The following is a 25,977-nucleotide window of genomic DNA, read 5'->3' on the forward strand; positions in this document are numbered from 1 at the left end:
TATAGAGTTATATAATTTTTTTAATTATTGTATTTAAGTCTTTTGATATTTGAGGTATTTCTACATCAATACTATATAAAAACATCAGTACAAAAGCTGCTACAAAAAACAAAGTATATATTGTGAGTTCCTTTTTATCTTTATTTTTTTTTAGTGGTACTATCTCAGTAATTCCAATTACAGTGAAAATAATAACTACTAATAAACCTTTTAAAACCATACCTTCACCTGTTCCTATTAATTTTTGGATATATTTTTCTTTCTATTTGTTTTTTTAGAAATTAATTTACCTCTCATATCCATATACCACCACGGTGCCCTAATATATGCATCTTTCATGTTTATTACATCTTCCATTGAATCAACATTCAACATATAAGGTATTCCAAAGCTTCTTATGGAGAATAAATGAAGACTTAAGAATATTACTCCCAAAATATATCCATATAAACCTAATATCGAAGCTAAAAACAAATATATAATTCTAATGAAAATTGTTGCATTAGCCATCTTAGGCAGTAGGAAATTAGCTATCCCTGTTATACCAATTACGATTATCATAGGTTGACTTACCAATCTAGCCTCAACTGCTGCTTCTCCAACTACAAGGGCACCTACTATACTTATTGCCGAACCACTGTATTTTGATATTCTAATACCTGATTCCCTTATCAATTCAAATACTATAATCATAACAAAAGCTTCTAAAAACGACGGAAACGGGATACCTTGCCTAGCTTCATAGATACTTAATATTAACGGTGTAGGTATTAATTCTTGGTGATAGGTAGTAAGAGCGATATAAATAGCGGGAACACTAGTAGTAAGAAAAAATGCTAAATATCTAAGCAATCTATTAAATGTGGCAAAATAATATTGCTGATAATAATCTTCATCCACTTGAAAATATTCAATAAAAACAAAAGGTGTAGTAATTACAGAAGGTGATCCATTACATATAATAGCTACTCTTCCTTCAAGTAATTTACCACATACAGTATCAGGTTTCTCTGTTGTAAATAGCGTCTTGAATAACGACATTGGCTCATCTGTTATGAATTCTTCTATATAACCAGTGTCCAATATACCATCTATATCAATTTTATCTAATCTTCTCTCTACTTCTTTTACAATTTCATCTTTTGCAACTTCTTCTATATAGCAGATGCATACTTTTGTTTTAGTAATATTTCCTATCTCTCTAAACTTAACCTTTAAATGTTTAGATACAATCCTTCTCCTTATTAAGGAAATATTTGTATATATAACTTCATTAAACCCTTCTCTAGGACCTTTAATAACAGTCTCCGATATAGGCTCATTAATAGCTCTAGCAGACCAATCAAGAGTATTTAGTATAGCACCTTTTGCAAATCCATCAATAAATAATATACTTTTTCCTATATATAGATTTTCAACAAGAGTTGTAAAATCATTTGATTGTTCTACTTCATTAATGCTAACTATTTTATTAACAACATAATCCAAGAATTCAGAACTATTTTCATGCCTTTTTATATCTGCACTCATTATCGGCTTGAAAATATTATCAGACATTACCTCATCATTAACCATACTCTTAATGTAAATTAGGCAAAACTTCTTTTTACTTCCTTCATTTTGAAATAATCTATATACAATACTATCATCGTCTTGAAATTCTTTCTTAAATAAATTAATATTATAAGTTAAACTTTTATTTAAACCCTTATTCATTTTTCTACTCCTTACCTTTATAAGTCTAGTATTTATCCATTTCTATTGGATGAGATGATAATGCAGAACTTTCAACTTTCACATTAACATCTGTCGTTATTTTTAAAGTTTGAAAAATATTATCCCAATCTTTTTCAACCTTTTTCCACGTTTTATTTTTTTCTCTTTTGAATAAATCCCCAAATCCGAACATGTCTGAATTGTAATCTTTTTGAACATGTGTAATTAAATCTACTATACCCTCTTCAATAATTTTCTCAGCATTTTTCTCTACATCATTTCTATCTTTTTCATCTAGAATATCTATATGATTACTTAATTCATTAATTGCTACATTACAGTCAACTGTAATATTAATTCCAAGAGACTCTCCATATACCATAGGAGTTACCTTCGTTTCATTAGATAATACTTCTAGCGAAATATGTCCTAGTTTTTCTTCAAAGTAATATTGTATTGATAATGGTTGATTCTTGATTTCATTATCAATAAAAAGATAATACAAAGTCTCATCCTCTGTTAATTTTCCTACCATTTTGGATGCTTTAAAAACAGCAGTACCTCCTACTGTATGTATTAGATTTCCATCCTGATTATCTTTATCCATACTAATCAAAGGAATAGCTGGCTCAAATCCTTTCTTAGTCATTTTATCTATTATATTCCATACTGTTGAAGATTCAAATGTACCTATTTTATTTTGATTTTTTAATGTATCGCTTAATCTCATGCTTGCTACATCAGTAACGTCATCTTTAAACATTTCTTCTGCATTACAATTATCTGTTATTAAAACATATACATCTGGTCTATATTCTGCATCTCTCATGGTATAATCCAATATTTCAGTTATACCTTGCTTTGCTAATTCTTCACTAATTATTAATATCTTTGTATGGGCTAGATATACTCGTTTACCATTCTTTTCAATTATTTTTCTGATTGCTCTAAATAACGTATTACCTTTATCCTTCAAAACCCTGCTTTTTAATTGACCTTGTTCACTTTCTATACCAACTATCTCATATGTAACAAGGTATTGAGTCTCAGATATTTTATCTACTTCTTTAGCCGGAGTGATATGAGAATCTACTCCAATCCCTAAAACTATCTCTACCTCATCTATCTCTTTATAATCCCAACAGCCAACTAATAGGATACATGTAATAATATATACTGCTATAAAACAAATTTTTTTCATAAAATTAGATCCTCCTATTGTTAAACTAAGTTTCTTAGACTTAATAAATATTATCCCATAATATGTTTATATTATTCTTTTTTAATGAAATTAGAACTATAATTACCGTGATACAAAAAAGCTACTTGGAAAGACTCCAAATAGCTTTTTTTTTGTATAATTTTATAAAAAGTTGTAACACCAATGTAGACAAGTACATATACTAAACTAGGACAACATATATTAGACTTAATTGCTAATCAATTACTCAGACAAGTAGAACTTGTCAGTAAAATCCTCCTCAGAATTATAAGTAAGGTACAGTAATCTGTACCTTACTTATTTATATATAGTTCTATAGCACAATAATGATTTATGACATCATAATCCATTAATCTATAATTTTGATATTTAACCTCATATTCTATAATAGCATCATCTAAGAATCTATAGTCTCCCAACTCTATCTCTGTTCTGAAATTAGTCTCTCTCTCAACTTGAACTTCTTTTTCTGGTATAAATTCACTGGTTTCTTCTGCATCTTCGTCAAACCAAATAGTTGGTTTTTTTTCTACTGGTATAATGCCTACATCATAGTTAATTAGATATTTTAATGTACCTGCTATTCTTAATTTTGATGTTTTATTAAAATCATTTTTTATGATCTTTTTATCATTAATAATTACATATATCATGATATTTTTTATTTCTACAATCTCATCTTCATAATTTTCTATTTTAAGCCTATCCTCAAACTGTAGAAATTTAGATATTTTGGTGCTGACCTCTTGTTCTTCTATATCTATCTTTATAGTCGAATATCTTTCTCCTACTCCACAAATATAAACTTTTATAACAAATTCTTCAGTTCCAACAAAACTACTATCAGGTATATAAGACCAATAACCATTGGTTGTCAATTCTATTTTTCCATTCATAGGTTCGTTTTCTAATGAACAACGAATATTATCTCTTGATAAATTTTTCCCAACAATTCTACCTTCGATTCTCGTACCTTGCCCCATTGATAAATTACAATTATATATTTTAACTTTTTTATCCAACCTATCACCTCTCCTAGCACTTTATATATTATATGCTTATGAAGAATATAAGTTGTTGATAAACTTACGTAATTTAGTATTAATCAATCAACTGATTTCTAATATTCAATAGTATAGAACCAAAAATTATTGATATTACACCAACTGCAATCCCTGTAACTATTGAAATGATCCCTAGACATATACCAACTTTTCCTGCTCCACTTACTTTTTTGTATAATTTATCACTGTATTCAATCATCATAATTTCTCCTTTCGTGAATACTATTATTTGTAATTATAACACTTATATAATATATATTTCAACTTATTTAAATATATGGATTAATCCTATATGAAATAAGGAACATTAATTTATTAATCCCTGTAACCCTTTGTCCTAAATACTCATATATTGTACTAAGTTAATTATTAGGTGGTGACTTTGTGCACGATAAAAAAACATCATACATCAGACTTCTTCATGCATCTCCAAAAGCTCCAGCCGTAGATGTTTATGCCAACGGTGACAATATTCTAGCAGATGATTTATCATATGGAGAATTCACTCCATATCTTCCAGTTATGCCTGGAACTTATACTATTGATATATATCCTGCTGATAATTCAGATATGCCAATTCTTACTAAAGAATTAGTTCTACCTGAAAAAACAATAGCTACAATAGCTGCTATTGGAGATTTACCAGAACTAGAATTATTCATAGTAGAAGACCCAAAAGAACCTTTACAACCAAATACTAGCAAATTAAGATTTGTACATCTTTCCCCAGATGCTCCAGCTGTCGATGTTATAGAATCAAATGGGTCAGTACTATTCACAGATGTAAGCTATAAAGATATATCTGATTATATGAGCATAACCCCGAACACTTATACAGTAGAAATAGTACCTACTGGTACAGATAACGCTGTTTTATTTGTACCTAATATTAGATTACTTCCAGATGCCTTTTACTCATTATACGCAATTGGTCTAGTTGAGGGAGATCCTTATTTACAATTATTAATACCATTAGATGGAAATTCTTATATCGAGACATAAAAAAAGTGTGCATTTTTGCACACTTTTTATTATATTATCTTATTGACAATAAAATTATCTTCAACTAACTCCCAATTCTGTGGAGCTGCTTTAGCTAAAACCCAATAAAAGAAACCTCTTAAATCTAATTCTTTAATCAAATCAAATTTTGCTTGTAGGCTTCTAGCATCTTCAAACCATACCTCATGCTCCTTACCTTCTTCATCTATATATCTAAAGAATGGTGACTGGGACACTTCATCAAATTGAATCTGCCTGTTGTATTTTCTAGCTAATTCTACTCCATCTTTGAATCCAATAGATTTTGCGAACTTACCACCTTCAACAAAAGGTAGCGTCCAATCATAACCATATAAAGGTATCCCCATCATAATCTTTTCACTTGGAACATGAGACAAAGCATAATCAACAACTCTTCTGACTTCATTTATTGGAGCAACTGCTCTAGGTGGTCCCCCTGACCATCCCCACTCGTATGTCATTATAAAAATAAAGTCAACTATTTTACCTATTTCTCTATAATCATGTCCTTCGTATAATATTCCTACCTGATCATCACTAATCTTAGGTGCTAAAGCAACTGATAGTGTATATCTTTCATCTTCTTCCTTTAACCGCTTTTTAGCTTTCTTCAAGAAATCAATGTATGGTTTACGATTTTCTGCTCCAAGGTATTCAAAATCAAAATCAATTCCTAGATAACCTTTTTCTTTCATAATAGCTATAGCTTCATCTAACAATCTATCTTGAGCTTCCTCATCATTAAGCAAGGCTGTTGCATTATCAATACTGAATCCATCATCATCAATATTTGTTATTACCATGAGAGGTGCTACTCTTTTACTGTAAGCAGCATTAATTACAGGTTCATCACCAATTGGTGGAGTTAAGGACCCATCAGCATTAGCTTTATAACTAAATATATTAACATATGTTAAATTATCTCCTACATCTTCTACATATGAAGCTGAATCAGCACCTGTTATATCTAAATCAATATAAGCTGCTACTTCTGCAATAGTTTTTGGTTCACTAGGTATAAGTATTCTTGTACCAACTTGTAAATCCATTGGATCAAGATAATCATTGGCTCTTTGAATCAAATACACTGGTATATTAAATTTTTTACTAATAGAATATAAACTATCACCTGGTCTAACTGTATAGAAATTTCCCATTGTTGGTATGAGTATTGTTTGACCAACTACAAGATTCCCAGGATTTTCCAACTGATTTATTTCAATTATATCACTAACAGGTATATTATATGTCCTTGCAATAGTAAAAAGTGATTCTCCAGGACTCACGACATGTATTTGCATATAATCTTTCCTTTTTTGCTCTTATTAAATTATATTCAATACAAGGTCAAAAGTTAATCTTTTTATTTATTTTGTAAAGATATATGGTCGCCCCTAGACATATCTACCTCATATCCAGCCATCTTGATTCTATTTTCAATACAATTCCTACACTGAGCAGCTTCATCACCTGTACATATCTTACCATTATATAATGCGTATTTATCTCTTACACTAGTTGGTGATAAATTAGGCATAACAACATTAGCACCTGCTTTTAACCCTTGCTCTCTTCCTTTATTACTAATTGAACCAAGTGCAGTTGTCGCTGGTAATAAAACCTCTGGCAGTAAAAGTCTGATTAATGAAAGAAGTATGCACGTCTTATGGACTGTTCCTGCCTTTTCATCAGCAAGTGGTGTGTCAGATTGAGGTATAAATGGTCCTATCCCTACCATATGTGGCTGTAATTTTTTCAAAAAAGTAAGGTCTTTAACAAAATCTTCGTTAGTCTGATTAGGTAAACCAATCATGAAGCCTGCCCCAATTTGGTATCCTATATCTTTTAGATCATGTAGACATCTAATTCTATTATCATAATTCATATTAGGATGCAAACTATCATAAAGTTCTCTAGAATTAGTTTCATGTCTTAAAAGATATCTATCTGCTCCTGCATCAAAGTATTTTTTATAGGACTTATAACTTTTTTCTCCAATGGATAATGTAACAGCAACATCCTCAAAAGTTGCTTTTATAGAAGAAACTATATCTACAATTTTATCGTCTGTATAATAAGCATCTTCTCCTCCTTGAAGAACGTAAGTCCTATAACCTAGTCTATATCCTTCCTTACAGCAATCCAGTATTTCTTCTTTACTTAATCTATACCTACTTGCATTTTTGTTATCTCTTCTTATCCCACAATATCTGCAATTGTTTTTGCAGTAATTAGTGAATTCAATTAATCCTCGCATATATACTTTATCACTATAGATATGTAATCTTGTTTCATTAGCTTTCATATGTAAGTACTTCTTAGATTCTTCATCCATATTATTAAGTAATAGTAATAATTCATCAGAAGATAAATTATTACTATTACTTAGCTTATCAATTAATATATTCATGACAATCTCCTTTATGTTAGAAATTAAGTAAGTCTTTTACTACCTCCGAAGCTATAATCAATCCCACAACCGAGGGAACAAATGCAACACTTCCTGGTGTCTGTCTTTTTATTTTGGTTGATTGGTTTTGTTCACTATCAGTTATATTATTATCTGATATAGGCTTTAATGGCTTTTCTTTTGAATAAACCACCTTAAGACTGTCAATATCTCTGTTTCTTAACTCTTTTCTCATTACCTTAGCTAGTGGACATACTGAAGTTTCATATATATCTGCAACCTGAAACATAGCAGGGTTAAGCTTGTTACCTGCTCCCATACTACTAATAATTGGTATATTTTTCTTCTTACATCTTTCTATCAAATCAATCTTTGACGAAACCATATCAATAGCATCTACTACATAAGAATAATCATCTGATAATAATCTGTCTGCACTATCAGAATTATATAATTCTCTGTAGGTAAGAACTTTTGCTTCATTATTAATAGCTAGAATTCTATTCTTCATTACATCAACTTTTGCTTGTCCTACAGTATTAATAGTTGCATGTAATTGTCTATTTATATTAGTAATACATATGTCGTCATCATCTATTAGAATCAATTCTCCTATTCCACTTCTAGCTAATCCCTCTATAACATATGTTCCTACTCCACCAACTCCAAAAACAGCTACTTTACTGTTTATTAACTTTTGTAACCCATCCTTGCCAATCAACATTTCTGTTCTTGAAAATGCATGTGACATTCTAACACCTCTAGTCTAAGTAGTCTTATTATATATATCTCTTGTTATCGTAATTTTAACTTAAATATATATAAAAATCAATTAATATATTTATCCACTCTTTAGGTTATAACCTTTATCAGTATAGATATAATCCAAAATATCCCAATAGTTTTTCTCTGATAAATATAGTTCATCAAAGTCATATTTGCAATGCATTCCAGTCTTATCTAAGTCAATTACTATATCCTCATAAGAGAAATAAAAAGTCTTTTCACATACTTTATATTTGGCATAATCATTAATGTCTATAGCATAGTTATCACATAACCAATCAATAATCTTAAAGAAATAGCTTCTCACTAGAGTCTCTCTAGTTTTTATTAAACTATATATAATGTTGATATTATCATTCTTAAGCATATATTTTAGATACTTAGGTTTCAATTCACGGATATCTTCAGTCTTATAGAATAGCTTAATTTCGAATAATTCAGTCTCTAATAAAGCTACTATAGGTTTAGCCTCCAAATATTTATCAGTACATAAAGTCACTTTTCCCATTATTTCACCCTTCCTTAATATAATAAATCCCCTGTTATTTTCTCTTTCGAAACAATTACTTGATTAGGCAATTATCTTACTTAAGTAATTGGCTGTATATATTAATTATATCATATATAATCATAAAAAAATTGAAATATAATGTTACTTTTTGATTCTCAAAAATATTTTTTTTAAGGTGTTAAATTCCATACTGCTATACGACACAAACCGTACATAAAATTATTAATTTTTCATTAAATTATTTAATACTTCAAAATATGTCGAACAGGGTAATATACATTATATAGTATATCAAGTTCTTTCAACACCAATATGTAGTGGCAAAATCATTAAGTTTCATTTAATATTTGCTTGAATATTAAATAGTATTTTTTTTTATGTATAGTAATATTATATAAAAAGTGCTATACTTTTTTATGATTAGTCTTAAGGGTAAATAAAGGGATAAATGGATTAATTATACATATTATGTTATTTATCTTATTTATTATTTAGGTTCTTGTTTAGCAGTAAAGATTACCATACCATCACTAAACTAATGACCTGCTTGTTTTTGAGTTAATTAAGTTTTGAAAAATGGAAAATAAGCTAATTAATAGGGTTATATAAACTCAAAAACTACTAACAACATAATTAAGAAAGGAGGAGTATAATGAGTGATATAATTGAGATCAAAAACCTAAGAAAAGTGTATCGAATGGGTAATGAACGTGTTGTCGCCCTTGACAATATCAGCCTGGGTATTAAAAAAGGCGAATGCTGTTGTATATTAGGAACTTCAGGTTCTGGAAAATCTACTCTGCTTAACATGATTGCTGGTCTTGAAAAACCTACTAAAGGACAAATCAAGATTAAAGGTAATCGAATTGAAAAAATGAATGAAAAACAAGTTACAAAGTTCCGTCAAAAAAATGTAGGTTTTGTCTTTCAATCTTACAATTTATTACCTAACTTGACAGCCCTTGAAAATGTGGCCATGCCTATGATATTTGGTGGTATACCTAAGAAAAAAAGGGAAAAAGAGGCTAAGCGAATGCTTACAGCCGTAGGTCTAAGTGATAGACTTCATCATAAACCTTCACAAATGAGTGGAGGTCAGCAACAGAGAGTAAGTATCGCAAGAGCTTTTGTAGGAACACCTGAGATAGTATTTGCCGATGAGCCTACAGGAAATCTAGATACCAAGACAACTATGGAAGTCATGGAACTGATTACGAATATTGCTAAGGAAAATAATCAAACACTTATAATCGTAACCCACGACGTAGAAACTTCCGTATATGCAAACCGTGTTATTCATGTACGTGATGGACTTATAGAATCGATAGATAGTATTGATAAAAATGAAATAGAAAGTAAACAGGAGGCTTAATGAAAAAATGAAGAAATTTTTAGTATATATGTGTGCGCTTGTGATTAGCTTGAATGTGATGGGGGTTGATGTCTCTGCCGTTACTAAAGACACAAATGACATATCTATAAGTAGATATACAGTAAGTAAAGATACTATTAGTGAAGGAACTGAGTTTACTTTACATGTTGAATTTAATAGAACAGGTAGTGCTATTGGTAAAAATGTTACTGTTAATATTGATCCAGGAAGCTTCATTGTAAAAAATACAGGACTACTTGTTAACTTAGGTACTAGTAATGTGCTTGATATACCTATGAAGTGTTCAGGAACAAATAACACTGTAACTTTAACTTGTAGCTATATTGATGGTAATACTTGTCAATCTGTCAACAAAATCACAATTGACATGGTAAAATACAGCGACAGCGGTTCATCATCACCAACCGACACTAGCAAATATACTCCAGAATTAGTAATAGAAAATCAAGAAATCCCTACTGCTAATGCTGGTTCAGATATTGATTTAGCTCTAAAATTAAAGAATGCTGGTACATACACAGCTAAAAACATTACAGTTGAACTTATACCACCAACTGATAAAGATTTTAGTTATGAAACAAATACAATTAGTTTAATTGATAAAATACAGCAATTAAAGAAAACTGAAACTGCTGAATTAAACTATTCTTTCTTAGTTAAAGATTCAACACCTGCTAAGACATATAGTTGTCAATTAAAATATACATACTTCAACTTATATGGTGACAAAGTAGAAAAAACACAAGACATATATATAAAAGTAAGAAAAGGTTTCCCTTCTGTTGATCTAAGATTATCAGAAGTGACTAATGACCCTGAAATAATCAAAGCAGGACAAAAAGTTCAACTTAGCTTCTTAGTAAACAATAACTATGGTTTATCTACTGTTAGCGCACTAGATGTTACATTAGAAGGATTAGGTAAAGGATTTACAATAGTTGATGGTGTTAACGGTCGTAGAATCAGTAACTTACGTCCTGATGCAAAAGGAAAAAAAGTTACTTTTGACCTTTTCGCATCATCTGATTTGAAAAAAGGTAGTTATCCAGTAACAGTAAATCTTAAATATAAAGACAGTTCTAATGCTGAAAAAGAAGTAAAAAAAGAAATCTATTTAATGGTAGACAGTGGAAATACTGATATTGCTATTAGAAATATCAAAGCTCCTACAGGTCAAATAAATACTAGTCAACCATTCAACATATCTTTTGATATCGTTAATACTGGTGAAGTAAAAGCAGAAGACCTTATTGTTACAGTAAAAGGTGACGAAGAAATCGTACCAATGTCACAGAACATACAAGTCATCAATGAAATGGAAGTCGGAGCAACCAAACAACTAACATACAAATTCCAACCAACTGAAGAAGCAAATACTAAAACTCATTTGCTTAACATTGAGATAAAAGGTAAAGATGAAGCTGCATTTACAACTATCAACCAATACGTTGGTGTTTATGTAAAAGCTAAGAAAGAAACCAATGATGCAAATACAAGTAAACCAATCATTATTGTAGATAATTTTACAATTGTTTCTGAATCAACTCAATCTAAGATTACTAATGCAGGTGAAAATTTTGACCTTACACTATATTTTAAAAACACTCATGAAAATAAAAAAGTAAAAAATATAAAAGTATCTTTGGGTGCAGAAGAAAATTCAGATACAGATAAAGCAAAAGCAGGTAGCGTATTTACTCCAGTTGAATCAAGTAATACTTTCTTTATCAAAGAAATTACACCTGGAAAATCAATTGAAAAGAATTTAAAAATATTTACAATACCATTTGCTGCATCAAAAGTACATAACCTAAAGCTTGAGATTTACTATGAATATGAAAGTGATGGAAAATTACTTACTGAAACTATCAAAGACGCTATTCCTATAACTGTAATACAACCATCTAGTTTTATTACTAGTGATATTAAAATACCTGAAACAATGTTTGTTGGTGAACAAACTGATATAGACTTTGAAATAAGTAATACTGGTAGAACTTCACTTGATAATTTCACTGTAAAAATAGAAGGATTTGGCAGTACCAATAGTAGAACTTATGTTGGTAATTTAGATACTGGCAGAACTAATTATTACAGTAATGAAATATGGGTAACTGAAGAAGGAGAAGTTACTGGTGCTTTGGTTTTCACTTATACAAAACCTGATGGTAAAGAAGAAGAAGTTAGAAAAGAATTTAAGACAGTAGGTCAAGCAATGGATTTCGGCCCATCAGAAGGAGATATGAACATGGGTATGGGTGAATTTGATAAAATGCCTGGTCAGGAGAAGAAATCAAATAAGACATTAATTATTATTATATCTTCTGTAGCAGCTGTAGTAATTATATTAACTATTATTATAGTAAGAAGAAAAATTAAGAAAAAGAAGGAAATGAACTTCGATGAATAGAATAGATTTAATAAGAATGGGCCTTAAGAATTTATTTAGAAGAAAACTTAGAACTTTTCTTACTACTCTAGGCATTATAATAGGTACTATATCTATTGTATTAATGGTATCTCTCGGTTTGGGGATGCAGAAAAATATGGAAAAACAACTGAGTGAGCGAGGAAGTTTAGATATTGTGGAAGTATACCCAGCAGGTGGGAATAATGGCAATTATCCTGGTGGTGGTATGGTTATATTGAATACTAACCCATCAAAAAGCAAAACTTCAAACAACAAAAAAGAAAAGATTCAAAATAGTGATATTATCACTTTTAAACAAATTGAAGGAGTTGAAGCTGTTTCACCTATAATTGAACATACTGTCGTCATGAAGTCTAAAAAAGTAATGAATAGCTATATTCAAATTAAAGGTATGACTTTAGAATTCATGGAAAAATATGGATTAGATGTTAGTCAAGGGCGTATGCTGACTGCCGAAGATAAGAATGGATTCATTATTGGATATGAGACATTATATGAATTCTATAATCCAAATAAAGAAAATAACTGGTGGGAATCTATTGATCCTGAAACTGGAGATAGGTTACCTCCATCTTTCAATCCATTAGAAAACAAAATAACTATGAGTTTTGACAGAAATTATGGGCGTGATAATAGATATATCCGTTATGGTGATGAAGAAGAACAAAAACCAGTAAGACCAATAAATGTTAAAGCTATTGGAGTATTATCCCAATATGAGAATTGGCGAAAAAATAATTCTGCCTATATGGAAATAAACCAATTGACTGCATTAAAAGATAAATACGATAAAATCACTGGTTATCGTGAGTATGATGGTAAAAGACCTAAAAAAGATGGATATGAAAAGGTATTTGTATATGTACCAAAACGTAAAAAGCTGGAAACTGTTCAACAAGAGATTCAAAAACTAGGTTTTACAGCAAGAAGTGACGCTAATGAATTAAAACATCAAGAATCTATGAGTAATACTATCAAATTGGTTTTTGGAGCTATTGGAGGTATCTCCTTACTAGTTGCAGCTATTGGTATCACTAATACAATGGTTATGGCAATATATGAGAGAAGAAAAGAAATTGGTGTCATGAAAGTTATTGGATCATCCATAAAAGATATTAAAAAATTATTCCTATTTGAATCAGCTACTATAGGGTTATTAGGTGGAATACTAGGAATATTGATAAGCATTGGTATATCCATTTTACTTAATAATATGCAAAACTCCATATTATTGAATTTCTTGCATATTTATAATAATGAGACTAATCCAGATATTTTTATAATGCCTCCTTGGTTAATTATATCTGCTATGGTTTTCACTTCTTTGATTGGTCTTATATCAGGCTACCTTCCTGCACGTAAGGCTATGAAACTTAGTGCACTTGAAGCTATTAAGACAGAATAAAAAATAATTTCAATAAGGTTATATAAGTCAATGGATATTCATATATTCATTGACTTATTTTAATTATATATTATAATTAAATATCTAAGAATGCACCATAATGCATATGAAAATCCTTCTACTTCATGTGCTTAAAATAGTACTGTATAAGAAAATTAAAGGAGATATTATGTATAGTATAGAAGAAATTAATATATCAAATATGATTGTACATATACTTGATACTAATCTAAGTGTTCCAGTGATTTCCACAGATGAAATGGAAAGTAATTATGAAATAAAAGATTTTTTTGCAAATCATATAGTAAAGACTCTTAACGATGACAGTATAAAGAACTGTGAATTCAACACAGATTATAATATGGTCTATACATATGTTAAAGAATTTGCATCAGCAGAAAATAAATTCATTGATATGTCAATTAATATAGCCAATCAATTGTTCTCTATTATGTCTTCAAATCTTGATATACCTTCAGCAGATTTGGCTATAATCAATTTCTCATGTAGAAATAATAGGTACTTGGCATTATTAAAACTAAATTATACTAATTCATTTATTCATTATACAGAGGTAGAAAATGAGTCTAATATAAATAACATCATTAGATATAGGACTACCCTTCCTAATATGGGACAAAAGATTAATGAAGCAGTAATTATAGATTTATCCAATTTAGACTTAAAAGTACTTGAAAAAAAGTATGAAATAGATGGTAATAAAGAATATTATTTATCCATGCATTTATTAAGATGTAAAACTACCCTATCTTCAAAGGAACAATATAACATTGTCAAAAAAGCAACTGATTCAATCAGCAAAAAATATTTTGATGAAGATGTTGAAAAGAAAATGGAACTCAAACAAGAACTCTATAATAACATTGAAGAAACAGGAGAAATCAATCTAAATAAATTTGCAGATGATGTATTTAAGAATAATATAGAAGTAAAAAAAGAGTTTATCGAAAACCTAGAGAAAAAAGGGCTAGAAGAACCAGTAGTGACCCTTTCTGAAAAAACTATTACTCGTTCATTTGAAAAACAAAGGATTAAAACCGATAATGGAATTGAATTAAAGATTCCTATGGAATTATATAATGATCCTAATAATATAGAATTTGTAACTAATCCTGATGGAAAGATATCTATATTAATTAAGAATGTTAATAAAATTATTTAATAAATAGTAAAAGTAGCTCTCAGTCGTTCCAATAGTATAGGCTCTACCGTAATACTAGTAGAGCCTTTATTTATTCATTAATTTAGTTTTGTTTGTCTTTTATTACTTTTAGGAAGTCTTCTAACTCAGTTCCTTCAACAATTACATCTGGTGTTATTCCTACATCATTGATGTTTTCTTCTAGGATATTCCAGTAAAAGCTTACTAGGTATAGTACGAATTCGCCGTTATTGTCTACATATATCTGCTGTCCTACACCTTTTCCGTAAGTTGTTTTTCCTAATATCTGTACATTGCCTAAGAACTTTTTAAGTCCTAGTGCTAGTAATTCAGATGCGCTTGCGGAATCATTATCAACTAATATATTGATTGATTTGAATGGAACTCTATAATAGTCTGATTCAATATTTGATGTTTTACCGTCTCTATCTATCAAGTAACAAGGTGAACAATCTGGTAATAGAACATCTAGCATTTCAGTAGCAGCAGATATAAGTCCTCCGCCATTACCTCTTAAATCGATTATTAATGTTTTATTATAAGGTTTTTCTATTCCTTCGATATAATTGATGAACTTGCTACTGGTTTGGTTTAAAAAGCTGCTTACTTTTATATATTCTGTAGAACCATCAATTTGTTTGTAAGTTACTTCTTCTTCACTTTCTCCTTCTTCATTCTTCTCTACTTTGTAGAAGAATGTAAATTTATCATCATCTTGTTTAATACTTTCAATATAATCGTTTATATCATCTAGTGTAGCATTATCATTTTTCATGAACTGCTTAGTTAAGCTTGCCACATCTGTATTATTTAGATATAAATAGTTATTAAGGACAAATTCACCAACCTTTACAGAAATAGGCTTCTCACTTTCTTCAATTGCCATATCAAGTATTACTTTGTATATGTTATATTCTTTATCTATTTTATTAGAATATATCCTAGCTATATTATATTTTCCTATTATGGTATAATATAAGCCCATATCAAAATATAGAGCAGAATTATCTATTATTTCTTCTTTACATCGTAATGCTTTTTTGTATGCTTTGATGGCTTCATCTCTATTATCTAACATAAGATTAGTTTTGCCTTTATAATAATATATATATCTTTGGTTCTGTAAATCTTCATTTTCTAATTGTTCATTAGTATAATCCAATAATTCATCATACTTAGTATCATTCAATAATATAGCCATTTTATGAGATTTTGCTAGATTATTATTTTCATCAAGCAATAGAGCTTCATTAACATATGATAACGCTTGGTCATTATTTTTTAAACCAATAAATGTTTTACTTGCTATTAATAGACAGCTAATATATTTATCTAAATCCTTTTCTGAGTCAAGTGTGCTCCAGTTAATACGATATATACATTTTGATGCTGATTCGTAATCTCCTTGTTCACTATATATCTCAGCTAGTAGAAAATATACACCATTACAATCTTCATTCAAACATTGTTCTAAAAACATTTCTAATTGTTCTAATGCTTCGTCTTGTTTGCCTTGTTTATAAAAAGCATATGCTTTTTGTCCGTAAGCATGGATAGCTTTACTGTGTAATTTTAATGCTATATCAGAATATTTTATCGCTTGTTCATATTTTTCTGCTTCATTAGCTTTCTTTGCCTTCTCTAAATAAGTAGTGGCTTGTTGTAATTTTTTTAGAGACTTAAAAACACTATTAGGTATTACAAGTTTATCAGTCAAATTAAATTTATTAACAGATTCTAATCTGAATTCTCTTGTTACTTTATTATCTATATCATAATCTTTATGCTCTATAACAACTTTTTCAATCTTGTAGTTTGTTTTATTGATATATATACAATAATTAAATGTATCTAAGTCATAAAAATCACTAGTTAAGAATTGTAACCAATAGTTGTCTTTAATTTTATTAAATTGTCTGCTGAAAGAATTTTTCCCTTGTAGTATATATTGTTTACTATCTTCAGTAAGTTTTAGTTTACTACTTAAATCACATCCATTATCAATAAAATTATATATATTAAAAAGATCATTATCTGTAGATTCATTTAGTTCAGTATGCTGTAAAAATCTCCAAGGACTATTATCTCTGGAAACATATATTCTTTTATCATCAGCCCATTCATTATAATAATAATTATCAGGCTTATTGTCTTCACTTTTTGATTTTAGATTATATTTCTCGCTAATGATTTTGTTTCCTTGATCTATACTATAATCAAGTTTATATGTATTAACTACCTCTTCGTCTTTTCTATCATCTACTATTGATACTTTCATATCATATCTTTTTAGATTATTCATTACTCTCGTAGTTTTTGTTAATATGTCTTTTATCTTATTGTAGTCTTTATCAAGTTCTGGATAAATCATATTTTCATTAGAACCATCTAAATCAATTCTCCATAACTGATCACCAAATATATCGTCGATATTTTCATAAGTCAATAAATAGATAGATTCTTCGTAGTTTGATAGTTGAATTACTTCGTAGGCTTGAAATATTTTCACTTTTTCTTTTCCATCTAATGATACTCTAACCACTTCATCATAACTATTTAGATATATTATATAGTCTTTTGATACGTCAAATTCGTAGGCTTCTACTGTATTCTTGATAAGTTCTACTTTATTACCTTTATCAAGAGATATTTTATATATGCCTGCTTGTTTATTATCTTTGTATCCATTAGCCATTATATAAATATAATCATTCATAATTGTGAATTTTGAATTATACTTGGTATCCAAATTCTTAGATATATCTGTATATGTTATTTTATCGTCTGTAATAATCATTTTTTGCAATCCATCATCTGATAATATATATACTTCATCTTTATATACTGTAAATGATATAATCTGTTTGTCAATAATACTTACATCACTGCCATCAACTTTTACACTACAAAAACTTGTATCGCCATATTCATTGTCATTCAAAAAGTATATTATATCTTCTACAACCAAAAGATTATAAACATCCTCTATCTGGTATATAAGAGTTTGTTTATTATCATTATTGGTATCAATTTTATATATTCCAGATTTTTTTTCCTCATCATCTGCATAATTTATGTAACCATAGATAACTCCATCCAATATATTTAGACCATAGATATTATTATCTGTTATCTTCTCTGTTACTCCTGAATCAGGGGTATGTTTATATAAAGCATAATTATTATTACGTTCTATAGATGTATATATTGCTCCATTTTCATAAGCTAATCTACTATAATTAATTGCATTCATACTTGTATTGCCAAGTCTACCCACATCTGAGACATTAGCTTTTTCTGCATTAACGGAAAAACCAAGTAATAATATTAGTAAAATACTAGTAACTATTGATGTAAACACTTTTTTCTTCATCTTTTTCTAGTCCCCTTATAATTAATTTTATACGTTGATATTAGCAAATATTGGGAGTATTGTCAAAGACTCTTTACTCGTTAAATTGTTGCATGTAGAAAATCATTATCATTATTTGTCAATACTTCTATATCCGGCTGAATACCTTTTCCTTCATAATTTTTTTCGTTTATATTCCAATACAAATTATCAAGATAAATAGTATAATTATTTTTTCTATCAACATATGCTTTCTGAATAGTACCTTTTCCCATAGTTTTTCTACCAACTATTGTAACATTTTCCAAAGCTTTCTTTAATGATAAAATTAATAGTTCTGAAGCACCTCCTGTATTTTCGTCTACCCAGATAACTACATTTTTAAACTTAAAATATTGTAAATCCGTATAGATGTCTTCAGTCTGCCCTTTTTTATTTATCAGATAAGAATATGTTCCATAAGGTACTAATAAATCTAGTGTTTTAATAGCCTGGTTCGTAATATCTTGTGAATTACCTCTTAAATCTAAGATTAGTGTTTCTTCTTCTAAATTGTTATTTTTATCTAAATACTTAAGAAAACTAAATAAGCTACTAGTGTGATGGTAAAAAATAGGCATTTTAAAATAATGATATATGTTATTATCAGAGACATAATAAATTAAATATTTACATTCCGATGTTTTGCTATTTGGAACACTATCTTCAAAAATTATTGAGTCATTATGTATATTGTTAAGATCTCCAATTATTTTTTCTATATCTGTTCTATCAATCTTAGATTCATTTCTAAAATTTCCAATTATATTTTCTGTTTTTTCATCCATAAATAGATAATTGTTAGTTATAAAATCTGCTACTCTTACATTTTCTTTTTGCAACCCTTTTTTAATTATTTTTTCAAAAAGTTCTATATTATAATTAGAAGAATTAATTTTTCTAAGTTTTTTCAAATAATCATCAGCTTTATTATATTCACAGTTACAACAATAAGAAGATATCAAACCAACATATATATCTTCCATACTAATATTTAGTTCTGTAATACTATCTTTACATTGTATAGCTTGTAAATAATCAATTATTGCATCATCATAGTTCATAAAATTTTCGTTTATTTTTCCTAGATAAAACCAATAATTTCTATAATTTTTTATACTATCAAACTTAGTTGATATTCTATTAGCATAATCAATACATTCTTTATATTGTTCACTCTTACATAAAATCTCTAAACGTAAAAGCATAGCTTTCTTATCATTAGGTTTAGTACTTAAATACATAATTATATTATCATCTGCTTCATAGTATTCTCCAACATTCATATTTATTGTCGCTGCAATCATATTAAAATTAGTTGCTTGTTCTAATGAAGAAAAATGTTCTACCATATTTAAGTAATACTTAGCCATATAATATTGCTCTTTTACTAAATATATTTTTGCAAGTAATATATTAACATCACTTGTATCTTCAATCCATATATTATCTAAAAAAAGCTTACATTGTCCTATGGCTTCATCATACTTTCCTAAATTATATAAAGCAACTCCTTTTTTATAGTAAGCTTCTAAAAATAATTTATGTTCACTGATAGCTTTGTCACAATAATTAATTGCTTTTTTATAATTCTGTTTATTAATTTCATCTTTTGCTTGACTAATATAATCTTTTGCTATTTCATACTTTTTGCAGTCATCATAAACATATTTGGGTATGGCTAAATTCATATTATGGCAATTATATTGGTTTATTAATTCAACACTAAATTCTTTTACTATTTTATTGTTTTTTTTGATTATACATGATACATCTACCTTATTAATAGAATATTTTTCTTTATCTATATATATCTTAATATTAGATAAATTATTATCAAAGTTATCAAAATAATAATTCATAAAACTATCTTTTTTTAATTTTTCCATTATATGATTGCATGAATTACTTTCTATTATATAGTCATTTGCAGTCTCTTTTAATTGTAAGTCATTAGATGTATATATATTTGGGCTAAACCAATTAAAAATAGAAAAGTAATCATTAATAAATGCAAAATAATCTAAGTTCCTATATTGACCTCCATTTTTTGAATAATATATATATAAGTCATCGTACCATCTTTCGGCTTTTGATATTTTTTTATCCTTATTATACTTATATTTATTGAAGGATATTATTTTTTTTTCGTTATCCACTTTTAGATCAGCTTTATAAATCTCTTTATTTATCCTAACTTTTTTATTGCTAAAAACATCATAATCATAATATTTATCTACATTATTAATATTAGTTATAATATTTTTTTGATTAATCATATTTTGTGATGTCTTTAAAATTATATCTTGTATTTTATTATTTTCTTTTAAAGGATAAATCTTTGTATTTTTAGTATTTTTTATATCTAGTTTAAATAATTGATTCCATAATGTTCTATAGTATAGTGTGTTTTCATCATATGGAGTAAAATCTTCTAAATTAATAAATTGTCCAATATTTATAACTTTTTTTGTTGTTAAATTCTGTTTATAAATGTTATTAAAACTATCATTATAAAAAATATAATTACCAATTATTTTAAAGTTTTTTATAGATTTAATGCTTGCAATACATGTAATATCTTCTGAATCGTTAATAGAAAATCTGTATATACCATAAATATCTTTATATCTAGTTAAAGCATATATATAATTATCTATAATTGTAAATACATTACTGTTTGAAGAAATATCTATTTTAGAATTTAATTCCTTGAGTTTTCCACCCTCTATAACAAAGATATTATTAATCAAATTATTTCCTTTAAGTATATACGAATCTTTATGTACATATATCTTATCTTTATATACAGTAAATGTAGTGTATTCATCATCTATTAATTGATATTCTTCAACTTGTGAAAGATCTTCTAACTTAAACTGAAAAATACTACCATAACATAGAAAGTAGATATACTCATTATAAATTAATATATTAGTTATATTATCCGCTTCAAAAATAAGAGTAAGTTTATTATCTTTTCCGTTAACTTTATACAAACCTGATTTTTTATCATTTTTTTCTTCATATTTAATAAACCCATATATATTATCATCAATAACATTAATTCCTGATATATTAATATCAAGTAATTTTTTCACCTTATTCTCATCTATAGATTTTTTATATAATGTATGACGGTGATTTTCTCCTTCTAGACAGAAATATATATCATTACCTTCTATTGCAATACTTGAATTACTCATAGAATTGAGCCTTGTGTTACCAAGTCTTTCATTTTCTTTACTACTATCATTATTGGCAAATACAGTAATACTTGTAATAAAAATTAATGCACTAATCAATAAACAACAAAATCTTTTCTTCATATTATAAAATCTCCTATAATAAATTATTTTTCAACATAATTTTACCAATAATAATATAAAAAGTAATTAGTAACATTGCACTAATTTAATATAATAATGTAATAATAATTAATAAATGTAGTTATATGCTTTTTTATTTATTTTGCTATAATCAAATTATAATGGAATTATATTTTATAAGTAGCTAGTAATAAAATATAATAATATACAAAAAGAGGGCACCAATCTTATGTAAGTGTCCTCCTTAAAAAAATATATATTGGGGTGGTATTAACTAATAATCAATTTTCCAAACTGGGCAGGTACATGAAAATTAGGATATTCAAATTCTATGTTATTCCATGTAGCATACTGTGGTTGGGTTATGCCTCCACATCTATAGAAATTGCCATACCAGCATCCTTTATCATAACTTATTTCCTTACCGCTCATTTCTTCTAATACTTCTATTGGCAGTATTATAAATAGTTCCCAGACTTTATCATCACTTGATTCTTCTTTTGTTATAGTTTTGATTGATGGAATAATGGTAATTCTATCTCTTTGCTCCTTGTTACAAAATACTTTTTCACCTTTTTCACTTTTGTAACTTAGATGAAGTACGCCACAACAATTAATTTCCATATTGTAGTATCCCCCACCTAGATTATCCTGCGGTGTAACAAAAAATTCAAAGCAACTATCTAGGTAAACATCTCCATTCAATTTTGTTTCTTTACTGTAACTATGAATATCTTCGCATAAAGCTTTTATCTCAATACATCTATTATGTAGGACAGTTTTAACATGTGTAGCTTGTTTCAGTCCACTTTCATACCACGGGTAATTATCAATAGCTAATTCATCTATATTGTCCCAGTCAATGTCTTTATCATTAATAATCTTAATGTTATATTGATTCATAACTTCTCCTTTTACATTATTTTATCTTCTATATATTTTGCTGCTTCTTTGTCAAGTATAACTATAACATGAGGATGTAATTGTAAAATGGATGCTGGTACGTTAGGAGAAATTTCTCCAAATAGCATTTTCTCTATAATCTTAGCCTTTGCTTCACCATTTGCTAGAAGGACTATTTTCTTAGACTGCATTATGGTTTTCATTCCCATACTAATAGCCTCTTTTGGTACTTCTTCAATTGAATCAAAGAATCTTGAATTAGCTTTTATTGTCTCATCATCTAGTGTTACTTTATGTGTACCTGACTCAAATGTTGCATCTGGTTCATTGAAACCAATATGTCCATTTGTTCCAATACCTAATACTTGTAAATCTATTCCACCAGAATTATATATGTCTTTATCATATTCATAACATTCTGTTTCTATATCTTTCGCTTTTCCATTAGGAATATTAATATTCTCTTCATTAATATTTACATGATTGAAAAGGTTATCTTTCATGTAATAATAATAACTTTGGTCGTTAGTCTTATCTATAGGATAATATTCATCAAGATTGAAGGTCTTAACCCCGCTAAAATCAACTTCATCTTCTTGGTACATCTTAACTAACTCTCTATACATACCAACTGGAGTTCCACCTGTTGCCAATCCTAATATGCTGTTTGGTTTTAGATTAACTTGTGAAGCTACTAATGTTGCAGCTTTCTTACTCATCTCCTCATATGTATTTGAAACAATTATTCTCATACCTCTAATTTGGTTTTTCATATAATGTCTTTCCTTTCCCAATTGTATAGTATATTGCTAGTTTGTCATCAATCACTGTAATATCAGCGTCTTTACCAATATCTAAAGTACCTTTTCTGTCTTCTACACCAATGTATTTTGCTTGATTGATAGTTGCTAATTCTATAACTTTTTCCAGTGAATAATCTGAGTATTTTGTAAAATTATAGATAGCTTTATTTAATTTTAATGAACTACCTGCTATGGTACCATCACTTAACATACATTTGCTATTTTCTAAAAATACCTTTTGTCCCCCAAGACTATATTCACCGTCGCTAAGTCCTGCTCCCATAATGGCATCTGTTATCAACAATACTTTGTCCATGCCTTTGACACGTGCGATTAGGTTGAATAGTGCTTTATTAACATGTATAGTATCAGCAATTACTTCACATCTTATGTCAGAATTCATGACTGCTCCAACTACACCTGGATTCCTGTGATGAAGACCTGTCATTGCGTTGAAGAAGTGTGTACAAGAGCATACTCCTTTTTCAATTCCTGCCATTGCTTCGTCATATGAAGCTGCTGAATGTCCCATAGAAAATCTAATACCATAGTCTTTTGTATGTTTTTCTATAAAATCAAGGGAACCTTCTACTTCTGGAGCAATAGTGATTATTTTGATAATATCTTCATAGCCTTTTATTACTTCTCCATCTGGCTCTTTTATGAACTCTTCTGATTGAGCTCCCTTATATTTCTCACTTATGAAAGGTCCTTCCAGATGAGTTCCTAATACTTCTGCACCATAAGTCTTTTCATCCATAAGAGTCTTAATTGTATCAAGTGCTTTTCTTATAATAGGAACGTCCATTGTCATAGTTGTAGGTAAGAATGATGTAACACCATTTTCAGGTATACTTTTACTAATAAACCTTAGTGTATCAATATCTCCGTCCATAGTATCATGACCTTTATAACCATGTATATGTACATCAATAAATCCAGGAACAATATAATTGCCTTTTGCATCAATCTTATATTCTATAATTTCACTATTTAATTGACTTTCATCAATAATCTTATTTATAGCTTCATCAAATAGAATTACTTTGTCACTTACAAACTTTCCATCAATCAATATTTTTCCATTATAGATACATTTCATATAATCACCCTTTCTTGTATGTTATTATAGCTTAGCACTTTGCTTAATAATAATGTTATATTATTATCTAATTCAAAATATCTTTTATAGTTTGTTCCATAGCGATCTTAACTGCTCCTACCAAACTAGAATTTTTTGCTTTGGCAATGTCAACTGATGTATGAAATGGAACTAAGTTAGATACCACTTCATTAATCCTAATTAAAATTGATTCATCTAACTTAGGTATATCTCCACCAATAACAACATTTTCAATATCTAATAGAGATGTGATATTGGCTATAGTTATCCCTAAGTATTTTGATACTCTGTCCATAAGGCCCTCACAATATACATCTTTTTGTTTTAGTGCTTGTGATAATTTATTTATTGATATATTATCCATATTGCCATCACATAATTTATATAGTTTACTATCAGTTATATTATTAAAATCCTTTTTTATAATTTTTATAATACCTGTTTTGGAAGCAACTTCCTCAATGTTAACGTACTTTCCATCCACATGTATATTAGGAACTGTGAATCCTATTTCGCCTGCTGAGTTTCTATCTCCTTCATATAGTTTTCCACCTATAATAAGTCCTGCACCAATCCCTACATCAACACTTATATACAAATGATTATTGATATTCATAAGTCCTGTAATGATTCTCTCTCCGATAATAGCTAGGTTGATGTCATTTTTAATTATTATTTTGGAATCAAATACTTTATCTATAGCATTAGTTAATCGTTGTAATTTAATTTGATTAACCTTTTCAGATAATATATTAGGAAATGCTCCATTGCTGATTATTCCTGGATAGGAAATACCTATACAATATATATCTGATTTATTTATACTATTATTATGTATAAAATCTTCAATATAAGTTATACAATCTATATCATCTGGGTGATTATACTCAATGTCTAAGGTATGTTTTATATTACATAACAAATCACCTAGAGCAATCTTGAATCGTCTTTTTGATATGTCTATGCCTAATACGTATTTATGGTCTTTATTGAAATTAACTAGAATAGACTTTTTACCTAGTTCATTATCACCTTTTCCTTCTTCAATAAGAATGCCATACTCCATTAATTCATTAATATTTTTTGATATGGTTGGCTTACTTACTTCAAGTATCTTAGCTAAATCAGCTCTAGAAGCAGCTCCATTCTCCATTAGATACTTAACTATCGCCTTTTGGTTATTCTTTTTTACCATAGATTGATTGCCCGCTCTAGTCATAAATAATCTCCCTCGTTATATATTGAACTGTAACATCTATACACCCACTTCAATAAGTTCAAATT

Annotated in this window: 20 protein-coding genes; 5 read left to right on the forward strand and 15 right to left on the reverse strand. The window is 28.4% G+C overall.

Annotated features, from left to right (window positions below):
• Positions 1-7: 7 nt before the first annotated feature.
• From N4A55_RS10970 to N4A55_RS10990, 5 genes are all read right to left on the reverse strand, one after another.
• Complete coding sequence (locus N4A55_RS10970) at positions 8-220, reverse strand: hypothetical protein (RefSeq protein ID WP_293756177.1); 213 nt, start codon at positions 218-220, stop codon at positions 8-10.
• A gap of 17 nt (positions 221-237) precedes the next feature.
• Entirely contained in the window at positions 238-1,716 is a 1,479-nt protein-coding gene (locus N4A55_RS10975) for a spore germination protein (RefSeq protein WP_293756179.1), read from the reverse strand.
• A 25-nt stretch (positions 1,717-1,741) separates the two neighbouring features.
• Entirely contained in the window at positions 1,742-2,917 is a 1,176-nt protein-coding gene (locus N4A55_RS10980) for a Ger(x)C family spore germination protein (RefSeq protein ID WP_293756181.1), read from the reverse strand.
• Between the two features lie 314 nt (positions 2,918-3,231).
• On the reverse strand, positions 3,232-3,960 hold the full coding sequence (locus N4A55_RS10985) for an Ig-like domain-containing protein (protein ID WP_293756182.1): 729 nt from the start codon (positions 3,958-3,960) through the stop codon (positions 3,232-3,234).
• Positions 3,961-4,039: 79 nt separating this feature from the next.
• A complete protein-coding gene (locus N4A55_RS10990) occupies positions 4,040-4,201 on the reverse strand; it encodes a hypothetical protein (protein ID WP_293756183.1) in 162 nt (53 codons plus the stop codon).
• Between the two features lie 185 nt (positions 4,202-4,386).
• Here N4A55_RS10990 and N4A55_RS10995 point away from each other — a divergent pair, with 185 nt between their 5' ends.
• A complete protein-coding gene (locus N4A55_RS10995; RefSeq protein WP_293756185.1) occupies positions 4,387-5,004 on the forward strand; it encodes a DUF4397 domain-containing protein in 618 nt (205 codons plus the stop codon).
• Positions 5,005-5,033: 29 nt separating this feature from the next.
• Here N4A55_RS10995 and N4A55_RS11000 read toward each other — a convergent pair whose 3' ends face one another.
• The 4 genes from N4A55_RS11000 to N4A55_RS11015 all read right to left on the reverse strand — a co-directional run bounded on the left by N4A55_RS11000 (position 5,034) and on the right by N4A55_RS11015 (position 8,729).
• Positions 5,034-6,326 (reverse strand): glycoside hydrolase family 18 protein, encoded by a 1,293-nt coding sequence (locus tag N4A55_RS11000; RefSeq protein WP_293756187.1) that lies wholly within the window; start codon positions 6,324-6,326, stop codon positions 5,034-5,036.
• A gap of 62 nt (positions 6,327-6,388) precedes the next feature.
• Positions 6,389-7,435 carry a [FeFe] hydrogenase H-cluster radical SAM maturase HydE gene (gene hydE / locus N4A55_RS11005; protein ID WP_293756189.1) on the reverse strand — a complete coding sequence of 349 codons (1,047 nt, stop codon included), beginning with the start codon at positions 7,433-7,435 and terminating at the stop codon, positions 6,389-6,391.
• Positions 7,436-7,451: 16 nt separating this feature from the next.
• Positions 7,452-8,186: a tRNA threonylcarbamoyladenosine dehydratase gene (locus tag N4A55_RS11010; protein WP_293756191.1), complete on the reverse strand. Its 735-nt coding sequence runs from the start codon at positions 8,184-8,186 to the stop codon at positions 7,452-7,454.
• A 90-nt stretch (positions 8,187-8,276) separates the two neighbouring features.
• Positions 8,277-8,729, reverse strand: a complete 453-nt coding sequence (locus N4A55_RS11015) for a hypothetical protein (protein WP_293756193.1) — start codon at positions 8,727-8,729, stop codon at positions 8,277-8,279.
• Positions 8,730-9,384: 655 nt separating this feature from the next.
• Here N4A55_RS11015 and N4A55_RS11020 point away from each other — a divergent pair.
• From N4A55_RS11020 to N4A55_RS11035, 4 genes are all read left to right on the forward strand, one after another.
• Positions 9,385-10,104, forward strand: coding sequence for an ABC transporter ATP-binding protein (locus N4A55_RS11020; RefSeq protein ID WP_293756195.1), 720 nt, complete (start codon positions 9,385-9,387; stop codon positions 10,102-10,104).
• Between the two features lie 7 nt (positions 10,105-10,111).
• The gene (locus N4A55_RS11025; RefSeq protein ID WP_293756197.1) at positions 10,112-12,535 is read left to right on the forward strand and encodes a COG1361 S-layer family protein; all 2,424 of its coding nucleotides are present in this window, start codon (positions 10,112-10,114) and stop codon (positions 12,533-12,535) included.
• The gene (locus N4A55_RS11030; RefSeq protein WP_293756198.1) at positions 12,528-13,961 is read left to right on the forward strand and encodes an ABC transporter permease; all 1,434 of its coding nucleotides are present in this window, start codon (positions 12,528-12,530) and stop codon (positions 13,959-13,961) included. The genes N4A55_RS11025 and N4A55_RS11030 overlap by 8 nt, the downstream gene beginning before the upstream one ends.
• 169 nt (positions 13,962-14,130) lie before the next feature.
• A complete protein-coding gene (locus N4A55_RS11035) occupies positions 14,131-15,144 on the forward strand; it encodes a nucleoid-associated protein (protein WP_293756200.1) in 1,014 nt (337 codons plus the stop codon).
• Between the two features lie 82 nt (positions 15,145-15,226).
• On the opposite strand, the gene N4A55_RS11040 is transcribed toward N4A55_RS11035, so the two are convergent.
• The 6 genes from N4A55_RS11040 to N4A55_RS11065 all read right to left on the reverse strand — a co-directional run bounded on the left by N4A55_RS11040 (position 15,227) and on the right by N4A55_RS11065 (position 25,912).
• The gene (locus tag N4A55_RS11040; protein ID WP_293756202.1) at positions 15,227-18,517 is read right to left on the reverse strand and encodes a S41 family peptidase; all 3,291 of its coding nucleotides are present in this window, start codon (positions 18,515-18,517) and stop codon (positions 15,227-15,229) included.
• Positions 18,518-18,597: 80 nt separating this feature from the next.
• Positions 18,598-21,864: a S41 family peptidase gene (locus N4A55_RS11045; protein WP_293756204.1), complete on the reverse strand. Its 3,267-nt coding sequence runs from the start codon at positions 21,862-21,864 to the stop codon at positions 18,598-18,600.
• 270 nt (positions 21,865-22,134) lie between these two features.
• On the reverse strand, positions 22,135-22,767 hold the full coding sequence (locus N4A55_RS11050; RefSeq protein ID WP_293756206.1) for a carbohydrate-binding family 9-like protein: 633 nt from the start codon (positions 22,765-22,767) through the stop codon (positions 22,135-22,137).
• Positions 22,768-22,778: 11 nt separating this feature from the next.
• Positions 22,779-23,519, reverse strand: coding sequence for a glucosamine-6-phosphate deaminase (nagB, locus tag N4A55_RS11055; protein ID WP_293756382.1), 741 nt, complete (start codon positions 23,517-23,519; stop codon positions 22,779-22,781).
• A 4-nt stretch (positions 23,520-23,523) separates the two neighbouring features.
• Positions 23,524-24,672 (reverse strand): N-acetylglucosamine-6-phosphate deacetylase, encoded by a 1,149-nt coding sequence (nagA, locus tag N4A55_RS11060; protein WP_293756208.1) that lies wholly within the window; start codon positions 24,670-24,672, stop codon positions 23,524-23,526.
• Positions 24,673-24,739: 67 nt separating this feature from the next.
• A complete protein-coding gene (locus tag N4A55_RS11065; protein ID WP_293756210.1) occupies positions 24,740-25,912 on the reverse strand; it encodes an ROK family transcriptional regulator in 1,173 nt (390 codons plus the stop codon).
• Positions 25,913-25,977: the final 65 nt, after the last annotated feature.

This window comes from Vallitalea sp. (assembly GCF_025211055.1).
In the GTDB taxonomy this organism is placed as follows: Bacteria; Bacillota; Clostridia; order Lachnospirales; family Vallitaleaceae; genus Vallitalea.

Coding starts and splice junctions, on each gene's coding strand:
- N4A55_RS10970 (WP_293756177.1), bottom strand. CDS start 220: ATGGTTTTAAAAGGTTTATTAGTAGTTATTATTTTCACTGTAATTGGA.
- N4A55_RS10975 (WP_293756179.1), bottom strand. CDS start 1,716: ATGAATAAGGGTTTAAATAAAAGTTTAACTTATAATATTAATTTATTT.
- N4A55_RS10980 (WP_293756181.1), bottom strand. CDS start 2,917: ATGAAAAAAATTTGTTTTATAGCAGTATATATTATTACATGTATCCTA.
- N4A55_RS10990 (WP_293756183.1), bottom strand. CDS start 4,201: ATGATTGAATACAGTGATAAATTATACAAAAAAGTAAGTGGAGCAGGA.
- N4A55_RS11000 (WP_293756187.1), bottom strand. CDS start 6,326: ATGCAAATACATGTCGTGAGTCCTGGAGAATCACTTTTTACTATTGCA.
- hydE (WP_293756189.1), bottom strand. CDS start 7,435: ATGAATATATTAATTGATAAGCTAAGTAATAGTAATAATTTATCTTCT.
- N4A55_RS11010 (WP_293756191.1), bottom strand. CDS start 8,186: ATGTCACATGCATTTTCAAGAACAGAAATGTTGATTGGCAAGGATGGG.
- N4A55_RS11015 (WP_293756193.1), bottom strand. CDS start 8,729: ATGGGAAAAGTGACTTTATGTACTGATAAATATTTGGAGGCTAAACCT.
- N4A55_RS11020 (WP_293756195.1), top strand. CDS start 9,385: ATGAGTGATATAATTGAGATCAAAAACCTAAGAAAAGTGTATCGAATG.
- N4A55_RS11025 (WP_293756197.1), top strand. CDS start 10,112: ATGAAGAAATTTTTAGTATATATGTGTGCGCTTGTGATTAGCTTGAAT.
- N4A55_RS11030 (WP_293756198.1), top strand. CDS start 12,528: ATGAATAGAATAGATTTAATAAGAATGGGCCTTAAGAATTTATTTAGA.
- N4A55_RS11035 (WP_293756200.1), top strand. CDS start 14,131: ATGTATAGTATAGAAGAAATTAATATATCAAATATGATTGTACATATA.
- N4A55_RS11040 (WP_293756202.1), bottom strand. CDS start 18,517: ATGAAGAAAAAAGTGTTTACATCAATAGTTACTAGTATTTTACTAATA.
- N4A55_RS11045 (WP_293756204.1), bottom strand. CDS start 21,864: ATGAAGAAAAGATTTTGTTGTTTATTGATTAGTGCATTAATTTTTATT.
- N4A55_RS11050 (WP_293756206.1), bottom strand. CDS start 22,767: ATGAATCAATATAACATTAAGATTATTAATGATAAAGACATTGACTGG.
- nagB (WP_293756382.1), bottom strand. CDS start 23,519: ATGAGAATAATTGTTTCAAATACATATGAGGAGATGAGTAAGAAAGCT.
- nagA (WP_293756208.1), bottom strand. CDS start 24,672: ATGAAATGTATCTATAATGGAAAAATATTGATTGATGGAAAGTTTGTA.
- N4A55_RS11065 (WP_293756210.1), bottom strand. CDS start 25,912: ATGACTAGAGCGGGCAATCAATCTATGGTAAAAAAGAATAACCAAAAG.